General features: G+C 73.4%; 13 protein-coding genes. 5 read left to right on the top strand and 8 right to left on the bottom strand.

Annotated features, from left to right (window positions below):
- Positions 1 to 801 precede the first annotated feature (801 nt).
- Positions 802 to 2,064 carry a nitric oxide synthase oxygenase gene (locus tag HH311_RS04280; RefSeq protein WP_396027422.1) on the top strand — a complete coding sequence of 421 codons (1,263 nt, stop codon included), beginning with the start codon at positions 802 to 804 and terminating at the stop codon, positions 2,062 to 2,064.
- A gap of 115 nt (positions 2,065 to 2,179) precedes the next feature.
- Here the strand turns inward: HH311_RS04280 and mftM are convergent, their stop codons facing one another.
- The 4 genes from mftM to mdo all read right to left on the bottom strand — a co-directional run bounded on the left by mftM (position 2,180) and on the right by mdo (position 7,439).
- A complete protein-coding gene (mftM, locus tag HH311_RS04275; protein ID WP_169182266.1) occupies positions 2,180 to 3,124 on the bottom strand; it encodes a mycofactocin oligosaccharide methyltransferase MftM in 945 nt (314 codons plus the stop codon).
- A 23-nt stretch (positions 3,125 to 3,147) separates the two neighbouring features.
- The gene (locus tag HH311_RS04270) at positions 3,148 to 4,698 is read right to left on the bottom strand and encodes a VWA domain-containing protein (RefSeq protein WP_169182265.1); all 1,551 of its coding nucleotides are present in this window, start codon (positions 4,696 to 4,698) and stop codon (positions 3,148 to 3,150) included.
- A gap of 56 nt (positions 4,699 to 4,754) precedes the next feature.
- Positions 4,755 to 6,050: a MoxR family ATPase gene (locus HH311_RS04265; protein ID WP_169182264.1), complete on the bottom strand. Its 1,296-nt coding sequence runs from the start codon at positions 6,048 to 6,050 to the stop codon at positions 4,755 to 4,757.
- A 96-nt stretch (positions 6,051 to 6,146) separates the two neighbouring features.
- A complete protein-coding gene (gene mdo, locus HH311_RS04260) occupies positions 6,147 to 7,439 on the bottom strand; it encodes an NDMA-dependent methanol dehydrogenase (RefSeq protein WP_169182263.1) in 1,293 nt (430 codons plus the stop codon).
- A 261-nt stretch (positions 7,440 to 7,700) separates the two neighbouring features.
- On the opposite strand from mdo, the gene HH311_RS04255 reads away from it, so the two are divergent.
- On the top strand, positions 7,701 to 8,417 hold the full coding sequence (locus HH311_RS04255; protein ID WP_169182262.1) for an SDR family NAD(P)-dependent oxidoreductase: 717 nt from the start codon (positions 7,701 to 7,703) through the stop codon (positions 8,415 to 8,417).
- On the opposite strand, the gene HH311_RS04250 is transcribed toward HH311_RS04255, so the two are convergent.
- The 3 genes from HH311_RS04250 to HH311_RS31365 all read right to left on the bottom strand — a co-directional run bounded on the left by HH311_RS04250 (position 8,418) and on the right by HH311_RS31365 (position 10,570).
- The gene (locus HH311_RS04250; RefSeq protein ID WP_169182261.1) at positions 8,418 to 9,281 is read right to left on the bottom strand and encodes a type IV toxin-antitoxin system AbiEi family antitoxin; all 864 of its coding nucleotides are present in this window, start codon (positions 9,279 to 9,281) and stop codon (positions 8,418 to 8,420) included.
- A gap of 315 nt (positions 9,282 to 9,596) precedes the next feature.
- On the bottom strand, positions 9,597 to 9,980 hold the full coding sequence (locus HH311_RS04245; RefSeq protein ID WP_396027415.1) for a GntR family transcriptional regulator: 384 nt from the start codon (positions 9,978 to 9,980) through the stop codon (positions 9,597 to 9,599).
- An 8-nt stretch (positions 9,981 to 9,988) separates the two neighbouring features.
- Complete coding sequence (locus tag HH311_RS31365) at positions 9,989 to 10,570, bottom strand: TetR family transcriptional regulator (protein ID WP_169182259.1); 582 nt, start codon at positions 10,568 to 10,570, stop codon at positions 9,989 to 9,991.
- 181 nt (positions 10,571 to 10,751) lie between these two features.
- Between HH311_RS31365 and mftA the strand changes: the two genes are divergently transcribed.
- The 3 genes from mftA to mftC are packed head-to-tail and all read left to right on the top strand — an operon-like array spanning position 10,752 to position 12,397.
- Complete coding sequence (gene mftA / locus HH311_RS04235) at positions 10,752 to 10,844, top strand: mycofactocin precursor MftA (RefSeq protein ID WP_169182258.1); 93 nt, start codon at positions 10,752 to 10,754, stop codon at positions 10,842 to 10,844.
- A complete protein-coding gene (gene mftB, locus HH311_RS04230) occupies positions 10,844 to 11,155 on the top strand; it encodes a mycofactocin biosynthesis chaperone MftB (RefSeq protein WP_169182257.1) in 312 nt (103 codons plus the stop codon). The genes mftA and mftB overlap by 1 nt, the downstream gene beginning before the upstream one ends.
- A gap of 12 nt (positions 11,156 to 11,167) precedes the next feature.
- Positions 11,168 to 12,397, top strand: a complete 1,230-nt coding sequence (gene mftC, locus HH311_RS04225) for a mycofactocin radical SAM maturase (protein WP_169182256.1) — start codon at positions 11,168 to 11,170, stop codon at positions 12,395 to 12,397.
- Between the two features lie 63 nt (positions 12,398 to 12,460).
- On the opposite strand, the gene HH311_RS04220 is transcribed toward mftC, so the two are convergent.
- A complete protein-coding gene (locus HH311_RS04220) occupies positions 12,461 to 13,336 on the bottom strand; it encodes a LysR substrate-binding domain-containing protein (protein WP_169182255.1) in 876 nt (291 codons plus the stop codon).
- Positions 13,337 to 13,352: the final 16 nt, after the last annotated feature.

Raw genomic sequence — 13,352 nt, 5'->3', positions numbered from 1 at the left:
CGCTGACTACTGCCGGTCGTCGGGTCAGGGTGCCAGACGATCTGTGCCGAGGTCACCGGGGTCCGGGCCCGGACGGCCCGGACGAGTGACCGTCGGTGAGGTGGTGCCGGACGCCGGAGGGGGACGGGCTACCCCTACAGTGGTCGGCCGTGACCTGTCCGGGATCGGTCGACCCGCGAGGGACCCGAGCGGCCCCCGGTGGGTCGACGCCGGTCCAGGATGCGGGCGGCACGGGAGCGCCCGCGGGTGGTCGAGGACAGGTATGGACGTCCGGTATGCGCCGAACGGAGGATCGTGATCAGGCCGCTTCCCGGACCAGGTGGGTCCGAACGGCTAGATCCCATCCTGTTAGCGACCGGTGAGGATGGACGTCGAGCGCGCGGGGGCCCGGCTCGGTACGGCGACGACGGCGGTGCGGTACACACCGCCGAGGTCGTGAGCCCGTCAGGGACACGGCAGGACCTCGAGCGACTCGGAGGTGGCATGGCCCGCGGCACGGCCACGGTGACCGTGAACGGCGCGGACGGGGCGTCCGAGGACACGCCCGTCAGCGGCGTGCCGTCCCCCGCTGCCCCCGAGGTCGAGCCCGCCCCCGGCGAGCACGGCGAACCCACCGCTCCGCTCACCGCGCCGGTGGGCCCGGACGGCGCCGTCGCGGAGCCCGTCCAGCTCGAGCCCCAGGGGCCGCCGCGGCCGAGCCCGCGGCCCCGTCCAGCGTCGGCGGACGCCGAGGACGACGACACCGCGGCGGCGACCGTGCACGCGCCGGCCGTCCCGGCGGCGCGGAACGGTGCAGCGCCCCTGCCCGGCCCCGAGCGCCCGGCCGCGCCCGACGCCGTCGCCGGAGGGCCCCGGGAGCACGACGGCGCCTCCTGGGGCGCCCCGGCGTCGTCGTCGGAGTCGGTGCCCCCCGTCGATCCCGCCGAGGCGGAGGAGTTCCTCCGGCTCTTCCACGCCGAGGCCGACGAGCCCGGCGCCGCCGCGGTCAAGGGCGCGAGCAGCCGGACCGCGCCGCTCGAGGACCGGCTCGCCGAGGTCCGCGACGAGATCGAGCGCACCGGCACCTACGTGCACACCCCGGCCGAGCTGGCCTTCGGCGCCCGCGTCGCCTGGCGGAACTCGGCACGGTGCATCGGGCGGCTGTACTGGCGCAGCCTGCACGTGCGCGACCGGCGTCACGTCGTCGCGCCGGACGAGGTCGCCGCCGAATGCGTCGGCCACCTCGACGAGGCCACCCGCCGCGGGCGCATCCGCTCGACGATCACCGTGCTCGCCCCCGACACCCCCGCCTCGCCCGGCCCGCGGGTCTGGAACGAGCAGCTCGTCCGCTACGCCGGCTACCGCACCGGCGGCCGGGTCCTCGGCGACCCCCGCTACGTCGGGTTCACCGACCACGCGCGCTCGCTCGGGTGGGTGCCGCCCTCGCCGATGGGGCGCTTCGACGTCCTCCCGCTGGTCGTCTCCGGCGGCGGGGAGTGGGCCGAGAAGGGCCCGCAGTTCTTCGAGGTGCCCGCGGAGTCGGTGCTCGAGGTGGAGCTGACCCACCCCGACCACGCCTGGTTCGCCGAGCTGGGCCTGCGCTGGCACGCCCTCCCGGTGATCAGCAACATGCGCCTGGACATCGGCGGCGTCTCCTACCCCGCCGCGCCGTTCAACGGCTGGTACATGGCCACCGAGATCGGGGCGCGCAACCTCTCCGACGGCGAGCGCTACGACATGCTCGGGGAGGTGGCCGAGCGGATGGGACTCGACACGTCGAGCGACCGCACCATGTGGCGCGACCGCGCCGCCGTCGAGCTCACCCTCGCCGTGCAGCACTCGTTCGACCAGGCCGGCGTCTCGATGGCCGACCACCACGGCGAGTCGCAGCGCTTCCTGCGCCACCTCGAGCGGGAGGAGGCGGCCGGGCGGAAGTGCCCGGTGGACTGGAGCTGGATCGTCCCGCCCATCTCCGGCGGCCTCACCCCGGTGTTCCACCGCTACTACGACGAGCCCACCGACTCCGGCCCGATGTTCCGCATCGACCCGCAGCAGGCGGCGCGGGGTCAGGGGTGCCCCATGTGAACGATTGTGGTCGCTCCCACGACCAAGATCGTTCACATGCACCCGGCGACCCGAACATGTCGACCAGAGCCACGTCTGTGTGAACGATCTTGGTCGTCGGAGCGACCACCATCGTTCACAGGGCGTCAGCCACGAGCCAGCCCCCGTGGTCGGACTCCACCCGGAACCGGGCGCCGGTGCGCTCGCCGAGGGCGGTGAGGACGTCGGGGGTGAAGCGGCAGAGGTGGCCGTAGACCGGGTCGGGCTCGTCCTCGAACGGCACGGCCACGACGATGCGACGGCGGGCGATCCGGCACATCTCCGCGACGACGGCGGCCGAGTCCGCCGCCGGCAGGTGCTCGAGCAGGTGGATCGCGGTGGCCGTGTCGACGGCGTCGTCGTGCAGCGGCACGGCCCGGGCGTCGCAGGCGGCGGTGCGCAGCCGGGTCGTCGCCGCGGGCACGATCCCGGTGCCCGCGACCGCCGAGAGCAGCCGCATGGTGCCCGGCGTGTGGTCGGTGGCGACGACGTCGAGGCCGCGCTCCGCCATGAGCAGCGGGAGGAAGCCGAAGCAGGTGCCGAGGTCGGCGACGGTCGTCCCCGCCACCTCGTCGAGCGCCCGCGCGTGCACCGGCGCGAACCCGGCCAGCGACGCCTCCGGGGGCGCCCCGGGGGTCGGGGCCCGCTCCGGGTGGCGCAGGACGGCGAGGGAGTTGGCGTAGAAGGTCGACCACGCGGTGAGCGGGTCGCCGACGGTGGACCGCACGATCCCGGTGACGACCCGCTCGAAGACCGGCGCCGACTCCACCACCGGGCCGAGCTCGGCGGCGACGAGGGTCGAGACGTCGTCGTCGAGCTCGTCGGGCCGGAAGCGGTGGAGCACCAGCAGCCGCCCGCCCGGGCGGTGCACCTCGAAGTGCTCGCTGATCAGCTCGGGTGCCTTCCCGGAGACCAGCCGGACCGGCACCGCCGCGCGGTCGACGTGGCAGACCACGACGGGGCCGTTCTCCCACCGCCCCGGGTGGGACGGGCCGAGGGGGTCGATGCGGGCGCTGCCGGCGGCCGGCGGGGTCAGGGTCACGGCCGCGTCCCGTCCACCGGGCCTCAGCGTCCGATCATCTCGGAGACCATGTCGTGGCTGACCTCCGAGAGCCCTGTGAGGTCCCGCACGACGCGGATGCGGTCGCAGAACTCGGCGTACTGCGGGAGGTCGCAGGCGCCGAGCCCCCAGGAGTAGCGCGGCTCCGGGGTCAGCCAGATCGTCTCGCGGGCCCGCCGGGTGATCTCCGCGAACGCCTCGATGTTCGGGTCGTTGCCGTTGCCCCGGCCGTCGCCGAGCACGATCACCGTCGAGCGCCGGTTCACCGCGGAGGCGTGGTCCTCGAGGAAGGTGCCGAAGGCCTCGCCGTAGTTGGAGTTCGCGTCGACGTCGATGAGGTCGCCGCCGAAGATCAGCCCGAGGGCGTCCTCCACCGTGTGGTCGGCGAACAGGTCGGTGACCTCGGTGAGCTCGGAGACGAACGCGAACGAGCGCACCTGCCCGAACATGTCCTGCAGCCCGTGCACGAGGTGCAGCGTGAACCGGGCGGTGGCCCGCACCGAGAGCGAGACGTCGGCGAGGATCACCAGGCGCGGCTTGTCCTCGGCCCGGCTCACCGTCACCGGGGTGAAGGGGATGCCGTCGAAGCGCATGTTGCGCCGCATCGTGCGGCCGGCGTCGATGCGCCCGCGCGGGGACTGGCGGCGTCGGTGGGTGAGGGCGCCGTGCAGGGTCTTGGCGAGGCGGCGCAGCGAGTCCTCGAGCTGTTGGCGCTCGTGCTCCTCGGCCCGGTCGACCTCGGCCTTGCGGGCGTCCTCGTCGGCGTGCCCGCCCTCGATGACGCGCTGCTCGATCTCCATGAGCCGCTCGAGGTGGGCCTTGATCGCCTCGGGGAGGTTCTCGAGCATCCCGGCGAGCCGGCGGCGCAGCGCCATCGCGTCCGACTCGTCACCATCGTTCGCCCCGTCCACCTCGTCTTCAACACCCTGCAGCCAGCCGAGGAGGGCCTCCTGCTGGGCGACGTTGAGGTCCGCGTCGACCTTCGTGCCCGACGCGGTGGCGATGTCGCCCGGCAGCCCGCCGCCGTGGAGGTGGTCGGTCTCGATCTGGACCTTCTCGCCGGTGCCGGTCTGGTCGGTGGCCCCGTCCTTGGAGAAGACGATCTCGTCGGTCATCGCCGCGAGGTCGATCTTGTTGGCCTCCTGGTGGAGGTTGTACTGCTGGGCCAGGTCGTCGGGGTCGAAGAACTCCTTGATGTCGACCGGCTTGCCGTGGTCGTGACCCTGCTGCGGGGTCTCGCTGGGCTCCTCGGACAGCGTGAAGTCCTCGAGCGACCCGTCGTCGGACAGATCCTCGTGGCCGTGCCCGTGGCCGTGCCCGGTGTCCTCCTTGCCGATCCGCACCAGCGCGAAGAACGCGTCGAAGATCTCGTCGAACGTGGCCTCGTCGCGGATGTCCTTGACCAGCGCGACCTGCAGCGCGGCCTTGAGGGTCGCGCGGTCGGCGAGCACACCGGGCTCGCGCGCGCACCGCATGGCGTCGAGGACCTCCGAGGTGGAGATCCGGACCTGGCGGATGCGCAGCAGCCGGACGAAGCGGTGGATGCTGGCCTCCATCGCGGGGCCTCCTCTCTCGCGGGAGCCGACGGCGGCGGGGCTGTAGGGCTACCGGGCTACAGGGCGCGCTTGCGGCCCAGCCCGAACGACCGGTTCCCCTGCGAGGAGCTGACCGAGCGTGGCTTCGCCTCCGGGCCCTCGCCACGGCGGGCCGCCTCCTTGGCCTCGCTGCCGGCCGCGTAGTGGCCCACGTGGCGGCCTTCCTGGTCCTTCGAGGCGCGCACCGCGCGGCCGTCGGGCCCGTTGTCCTCGTCGTCGTCGACCGCGGGTGCGGGGCCGGAGGAGCGGCCGTTCCGCGGGGCCGGGTGGGACTCGTGGGCGTGGTCGTCGTCGTGCCCGTGCCCGTGGCCATGCCCGTGGCCGTGCCCGTGCGCGTCGTCGACGACGGCGTTCGGGTCGACCAGGTTGGGCAGCGCACCCAGCGCCTTCGTCACGTCCTTGTCGTACTTGACGACGACGGAGACCGTGTCGGCGAGGATCCGCGAGTTCAGCTCGTCGACGCCGAGGACCGCGAGCGTGCGGGCCCAGTCGATCGTCTCGGAGATCGACGGCGCCTTGCGCAGCTCGAGCTCGCGCAGCCCGCGGACCACCTCGACGAGCTCGCGCGCGGCCGCCTCGGGCAGGCCGGTGTTCTTCGACTGCACGATCTCCAGCTCGCGCTCGGCGGTGGGGTAGTCGAGGAAGAGGTGCAGGCAGCGCCGCTTGAGGGCGGCGGCGAGGTCGCGGGTGTTGTTGCTGGTGAGGATCACGTAGGGGGCGTTCTCGGCGGCGAACGTGCCGACCTCGGGCACCGAGATCTGGAACTCGCCGAGGGTCTCGAGCAGGACGGCCTCGAGGGCTTCGTCGGCGCGGTCGACCTCGTCGATCAGCAGCACGACGGGCTCGGGGGACCGGATCGCCTGGAGCAGCGGGCGCGGCGCGAGGAAGCGCTCGGAGAAGAACACGGAGTCCTGCGCGCCGATGCGGTCGACGGCGGTGGGGATGTCGGGGGCGTCCTCGACGACCTGCCCGATCTTCTCCCGCAGGATCTGGGTGTAGAGCAGCTGCTTGCCGTAGTCCCACTCGTAGAGGGCCTTGGTCTCGTCCTGGCCCTCGTAGCACTGCAGGCGCAGGAAGCGACGCCCGGTCGCCACCGCGAGCATCTTCGCCAACTCGGTCTTCCCGACGCCGGCCGGGCCCTCCAGCAGGAGCGGCTTCTCCAGCCGCGTCAGGAGGAAGACGGTGGTGGCCAGCCGTCGATCGGCGATGTAGCCCTGGGCCGAAAGCGCCTCGACGACGTCGTCGACCGACTCGAACGGTCCCGACGGGGCGTCGGCCGCGGTGCCGGTGGGCTGCTCGGACGTGCTGGTCACGCGGGGTCCTTCCGTACGTGCAGGCGAGGGAACGCACCGGTGCCCGGCGGGCCGCGAGGCTCCGCCGGGCACCGGTACGAGTATCAGCTCTCCGGCTCAGCTGAGCAGGTCGTCGAGGTCACCGTTGAGGCAGTGGTCGACGACGGGGCGCACCGTCGTGAAGGTGCACTCCTTCGGGTTGCCCGGGGTGCAGGCGTCGCCGAGGACGTGGTTGGTGATGCGGTCCACGTCGGCGTCGTTGCCCGTGATGGTCTTCTCGTTCTCGTAGAACTTCGTCGGGCCCTGGCCCAGCCGGTTCTTGGAGTACGAGTCCTGGGTGACGTCGGTGAACTTCTCCGGGATGCCCACGTCGCGCAGCAGCCGGATGGAGGCGGCGAGCGCGGCCTCGGCGGCCTGGACGTCGGTCATGTGCGTGGTGTCCACACCCATGGCCTCGGCGATCCGGGCGAAGCGCTTGTAGGCGACCGGCATGTTGAACGCCCAGACGCGGGGGAGCGCGATGGCGTTGTTCAGGCCGTGGTGGGTGTCGTAAAAGGCCGACACCGCGTGCGAGATCGAGTGGATGATCCCGAGGCCGCCGGAGTTGAACGCCTGCGCGGCGATGTACTGGGCGTACATCATGCCCTGGCGGCCGGGCAGGTCCTGGCCGTTCCAGACCGCCTCGCGGAGGTTCCCCGCGGTGAGCTCGATGGCGTGCAGGGCGTTGCCCAGGCTCGGCTCGAAGTTGAGGCGGCTGACGTAGGGCTCGGAGGCGTGCGCGAGGACGTCGAAGCCGCACTGGGCGGTGAAGTCGATCGGGCAGTCGTAGTAGAGCACCGGGTCGTCGATCGCGAGGCTCGTGACCGAGTTGTCGTCGAACGCGACGTACTTGTGCGGGTTGTTCGGGTCCGTCGTCGTGTCGGTGATGACGTAGGCCCAGGAGGTCTCCGAGCCCGTGCCGGCCGTCGTCGAGACCGCGATGTGCGGCGGGTTCTTCGGGTTCTCGGACTGGTTGAAGCCCTCGAACTCGTTGACGTTGCGGCCGTCGTGCGACACCGAGATGCGCGCGCCCTTGCAGGCGTCGTGCGACGAGCCGCCGCCGATGGAGACGAAGCTGTCACAGGTGTTCTCCTGGTACAGCTTCACCGCGTCCATGACGTTGTAGTCCTTGGGGTTGGACTCGACCTGGTCGTAGATGACCGTGTCCACCCCGTGGTACTTCAGCGACTCGCTGATCTTGTGCACGATGTCGGTGCCGCGCAGGCCCGACGTCATGATCAGGGTCTTCTTGAAGCCCAGCTTCAGGGCCTCCGGCCCGATCATCTCGTGCGAGCCGGGCCCGAGGAGCGCCCGCGGGAACGGGTGGAACTCCTTGATCGGGAACGGCTTGAGCAGCTCGTCGACCTGCATCTCGATCCTCTCGTCGTCGGGCGGACCGGCTGGGGGCAGCTGGTCTGTCGTCCGGCGCGGACGCTAAGGGTGCTCTGGGTCACGGGCGAGCGCACGACCGTGATCCCGTTCACGGAGCGGGGAGATCACCCCGACGTTCGGAGGGTTTCGGGTGCTGCCCTTCGTGCCGGTTGGCGATCCCGTTGCTGCTGCACATTTTTGGCGACAAGGAGGGTCCAAGATCGGCAGGATTTGCCGACGCGGGCCGGGGAACTCGCCCGCATGGGCACAGAGCTCGCGGGGCGCACCGCCGTCGTCACCGGGGCGAGCCGGGGTCTGGGTCGGGAGATCGCCGCGGGACTGGCGGGGGCCGGGGCGCGGGTGGTCGCGGTCGCGCGGGACGCCGAGGCGCTGGGCGCGGCCGTCGAGGCGATGCCCGGCGAGGTGACGGCGCTCCCGGTCGACCTCGCCGACGTCGAGGGGATCCCGGCCGCGGTCGCGGGGGTCGGGGACGTCGACGTGCTGGTGAACGCGGCGGCGGTGATGAGCGCGCGGCGGTCGAAGACGCTGGAGGTCTCGCTGGCCGACTGGCGCGCGGTGCGCGACGTCGACCTCGACGCGCCGTTCGCGCTGGTCGCGGCCTTCGTGCCCGCCATGGTCGAGCGCCGGTGGGGCCGCGTGGTGAACGTGACGGCGTGCCTGGGCCGGATGAGCGGGCCGGGGACGGCGGGCGGGCTCGCGCCGTACCGGGTGGCGAAGGCGGGGCTGAACGCGCTGACCCGCAACCTCGCCCACGAGCTCGGGGCGGGCCGGCGCGGCGTGCTCGTCGACGCCACCTGCCCTGGCCACTGCCGCACCGACATGGGCGGGCCGGACGCGCCGCGGTCGGTCGAGGAGGGGGCGGACACCGCGGTCTGGCTGGCCTGCCGGCCGGGCTCGCCCTCCGACCCGCCGCCGACCGGGCGGTTGTGGGAGGACCGTGTCGAGGTGCCCTGGTAGTCAACCGAGCTTGCGCAGGAGGCGGGCGGCGAGCTCGTCGAAGGCGGTCGGGTCGCCGATCATCGCCGAGGTCACGACGGTGATGTCCCACCCGAGGTCGGCGAGGCGGGCCCGGTGGAAGGCGTCCCGGTTCTGGCCGGCGACGGTGCGGTGCTCGGGTCCGTCGTACTCCAGGGCCACCATCCGAGTGGGCCAGGCGAGGTCGAGCCGCTTGCGCTCGCCGGTGAGCAGCACGACGCGGTGCTGCGGGACCCCGGGCGGGACGCCGCGGTCGAGGAGGCCGAGGCGCAAGCGTGTCTCGGGCGGCGACTCGGCGCGCGGATCCATGAGCTCGAGGACCCGCCTGACCCGGACGAGTCCGCGGGCGCGGGGATGGGCCTCGACCAGCGGCCGGAGGTGCCCGTCGGTGAGGCGGCAGGCGTGCGCGAGGGCGTCGACCGCGGCGACCGCTTCGACGAGGGGTGTGCGCCGGGCGAGGTCGAACGCCGTGCGGGCGGGCGAGGTGATGGGGCACCCGAACCGTTCGGCCACCTCGTCCGTCGCGAGGCGGTCGGTGCGAACGGTCACGTCGCTCGGGGGTAGTCGGCAGTGCTGCCGGAGCACGAGCTCGGGGTCCTCCCACGGACACTCGGCGCCGTAGGCCAGCGCGGCGAGCGGGCCCGCGACCACGCCGCGCTCCCGGCTCCACGCGTGCAGCGCCTGGATGCGGACGCGGGTGTCGACCTCGGTCTCGGCCCCGACGTAGACGTCTCGGCGCAGGCGGACGAACTCCGGGCCGCGCAGCTGGTCCTTCGAGAGCAGTTTGAGCTCGACGGCGAGCGAGCCCCGGAACGGCACGCGGGTCCAGCGCGTCGGCGTCTCCACGGGGGTGAGAGGGAGCTTGGAGCGGTTCGGTTCCCTCAGGGGCAGCGGGCGATGCGGGTGTCGGCGGCGCGGGTGCCGCCGTGGCCGGTTGGTAGCGCTCCAACGGGCACGTGGAGGGGTGCGGAGGGGTGGCGGACCCCTCCACGTGCCCGTTGATCATGGAGTGGAGATCGACGACGGCCGGTCGACCCGGATGACGTCGCCTGCCTCGTCCCTCGGTGGGTTGGCAGCCGTCCAACGGGCACATAGAGGGGTACGGACGGGTGGGGGACCCCTCCAGGTGCCCGTTGATCATGGAGAGCGAGCAGCGCCGCCTCAGCCGTCGGCCAGGGCCGCCCGGGCGAGGTCCACCGCCCGCTCCGGCGACACCCCCAGTGACCGCATCCGCGCCGCGTACTCCCGCGCCGCCTCCCGGGCCTCGTCGCGCCCGCCGCCCTCCGCCGCCGACGGGTCCACCACGAACGTCCCGAGCCGCCCGCGGGTCTCCACCACCCCGGCCGCCTCCAGCTCCCGGTAGGCCCGCGCCACCGTGTTCGCCGCGAGCCCGAGGTCGACGGCGAGCCGCCGCACCGCGGGCAGCCGGGTGTGCGGGGCCAGCGCCCCGGAGCGCACCAGTGCCGTCACCGAGGCCCGCACCTGCTCGTACGGGGCCACCGACGACGACGGGTCGACGTCGATCAGCGTCACCGGGTCCGTCACGGACACCATCATCCGAACCCGCGCCCGAGGTCGTCGAACGCCTCCCCGACCAGCAGGCGCAGCAGTGCCCCGTCGCCCGGGCCGGAGTCGAGCCACGTCGTGAACACCCCGCGCATCGCGGCCACCACCACGCGGGCGAAGACCTGCGGACGCAGGTCCGAGACCGCGCAGCCCCAGCGGGACGCCGCGTCGTCGGCCACCGCGCGCTCCCACGCCGCGTACCGGACGGCGGCCCGGGCGGCGACCTCCGGCACCGTCTCGATCAGCCGGAGCCGGCGGCGCAGCACCGGGACGTCGTCGTCGGCGTAGGCGTTGATCCGCAGGAACGCCTCGCGCGCGGCCGCGACCGGGTCGGCGTCGTCGGGGACCGACCGGAGGGTGAGCACCAGCGCGGCGAGCGCGTCGTCGAGCTCGCCGAGGACGACGTCGAGCTTGGTCGGGAAGTACCGGAAGAACGTCCGGCGGCCGACCCCGCCGGCGGCCGCGAGGTCGTCGACGGTGACCGCGTCGAACCCGCGCACCGCGAACAGCTCCAGGGCGACCGCCTCGAGGTGGCGGGCCCGCGCGGTGCGGGTGGTGGTCGACGTCACGTCGCCCAGTGTCCTCCGCCCGCCCCGGTCGCGGCAGGGATCACCTCGCGCGTAGCAAACGCGATCGCGATCACGCCCCGCCCGATCGGTCGGGGTTCCCTGACCGCGCCGACCGTGGCGAGTGGCACCGAGTGCCGTTTAGCGTCCAGTCCGCCCGAGGAGTCCACCCCAGGAGGCAGCCATGGCGGATCAGAACCCCGACCAGGAGACCCCGCTCGTCGAGGAGACCCTCGTCGAGGAGGTCTCGATCGACGGCATGTGCGGCGTCTACTGATGACCGCGGCACCGGCGGAGGCCTCCACGACCGGGGCCTCCGCCGGCGCCTTCGACCCGGCCCGCCCCCACCGGCTCTCGTCGTCGGTGTCGGTGCGGCCGGAGTCGTTCGGCGCCCTCGTCTACGACTTCCACACCCGGCGGCTGTCCTTCCTCAAGACGAAGCCGCTCGTGCACGTGGTGCAGTCCCTCGAGCACCACGACGACGTCCACGGCGCGCTCGACGAAGCGGGAGTGGCCGAGTCCGAACGCGACCAGTACCTGCGGGCCCTCGCCGGCCTCGCGCAGGCGGGCACGATCACGCCCCGGTAGGGAGCCATCACCATGAAGCTCGTCGAACACTTCACCCACGGCCTGACCTCCCCGATCTGCCTGACCTGGGAGCTCACCTACGCCTGCAACCTCTCCTGCGTGCACTGCCTGTCCAGCAGCGGGCGGCGCGACCCGCGCGAGCTGTCGACCGAGGAGTGCAAGGCGGTCATCGACGAGCTGCAGCGCATGCAGGTCTTCTACGTCAACATCGGCGGCGGCGAGCCGACGGTGCGCAGCGACTTCTGGGAGCTCCTGGACTACGCGATCGCCCACGACGTCGGCGTCAAGTTCTCCACCAACGGCGTCAAGCTGGACCAGGCCCGCGCGGCACAGCTGGCGGCGACCGACTACGTCGACGTCCAGATCTCCCTCGACGGCGCGACGGCGGAGGTCAACGACCACGTCCGCGGGCCGGGCTCCTTCGACACCGCGATCCGGGCGATGGAGAACCTGCACGAGGCCGGCTTCGGGCAGTTCAAGATCAGCGTGGTGGTGACGCGGCAGAACGTCGACCAGCTCGACGAGTTCAAGGCGATCGCCGACAAGTACGGGGCCCAGCTGCGGATCACCCGCCTGCGCCCGTCGGGCCGCGGCGCCGACACCTGGGACGAGCTCCACCCGACCCAGGCCCAGCAGAAGCAGCTCTACGACTGGCTGGTGGCGCGCGGCGAGGACGTCCTCACCGGCGACTCGTTCTTCCACCTCTCCGCGTACGGCCAGGAGCTGCCGGGCCTCAACCTGTGCGGCGCCGGGCGCGTGGTGTGCCTGATCGACCCGGTCGGCGACGTGTACGCCTGCCCGTTCGCGATCCACGACCAGTTCCTCGCCGGCAACGTCCGGTCCGAGGGCGGGTTCCAGACGGTGTGGCAGGACTCCGAGCTCTTCGCCGAGCTCCGGGGCCCGCAGTCGGGCGGCGCCTGCACGAAGTGCTCCCACTACGACGCGTGCCAGGGCGGCTGCATGGCCGCGAAGTTCTTCACCGGCCTGCCGCTCGACGGCCCGGACCCGGAGTGCGTGCTCGGCAACGGCGAGCGCGAGCTCGCAAAGCTCGAGATGGCTGGTGCCCTCGAACCTGGGATCATTCCCAAGCCGTCGCTCGACCACTCCCACCGGACGAGCCCGCGCACGAAGAGCGAGCCGGTGCCGCTGACCCTCTCGGTGCGCCGTCCGGACAAGGCCTGCGACTCCGACCCCCTGGCCGGCGAGGGTCGACGGCTCCCGGCCGCCATCCGGGTGGGCTGAGTCGGGTGTCCTAGCGAGCTCCCCCGGTGCCGCGGGCGATCCTCGCGGCACCGGGGTGACCCCTCACCCCCGCCGCCAGCCCAGCGACGCGTCCGCCAGCAGGTGGCGCACGAGCAGCTCGGTGCTGGCCGTGGCGTCGGGGTGGGTCACGACGTGCCAGGGCCGCGACACGGGCACCCCCGGCACCGGCAGCTCGACCAGCGCCCCGTCGGCGAGCAGTCGGTCGACGCCCTCGCGCGCCACGAGCGTCACGCCCAGCCCGGCGCGGGCCGCGGCGATCGTCGCGCCGTGCGAGCCCAGCACCAGCCGCGGCGGGTCGCCCGGGAGGTCCGCGAGCAGCGCGGTGAGGGTGGCCCGGATGCCCGAGCCCGCCTCGCGCAGCAGCCACGTCGCCGTCGCCGGGTCGAAGGCGGCCGCCGTCGCCGGGGTCCCGACGACGACGAGGGTGTTCTCGCGCCGGGCGCGCACGCGCGCGTCGAGATCGGCCGGCGGACTGCCGGCGACCACGACGTCGACCTCGTGGTGGCGCAGCATCGGCCAGACCGCGGCGCTGGGGGCGACCTCGACGCCGAGGGTGACCTCCGGGTGGCGGGCCCGGAACGAGGCGAGCAGGGCGGGCAGCAGGTGCTCGCCCGCCGTCGTCACCGCCCCGAGGCGCACGTGCCCGCGCTCCGGGTCGGCCTCGCCGCGGGCGGCGGCGCCCGCCTCGTCGAGCAGCCCGAGGATGCGGCGCGCGTAGTCGGCGTAGCGCCGCCCGGCCGCGGTGAGCCGGATCCCACGGCCCTCCCGCTCGAGCAGCGCCACCCCGACCTCGTCGCCCAGCGCGCGCACCGCCGCCGAGACCGTGGACTCGGTGACGACGAGCGCGGCGGCCGCCCCGCGCACCGACCCGGCCTCGGCGAGGGCGACGAAGGCCCGCAGGCGCGCCGTGGTGGTCACACGTGCCGATCCTGGC

This window comes from Actinomycetospora sp. TBRC 11914 (genome assembly GCF_012933465.1).
GTDB lineage: Bacteria > Actinomycetota > Actinomycetes > Mycobacteriales > Pseudonocardiaceae > Actinomycetospora.
This window is presented reverse-complemented; position numbering and strand designations above follow the sequence as displayed.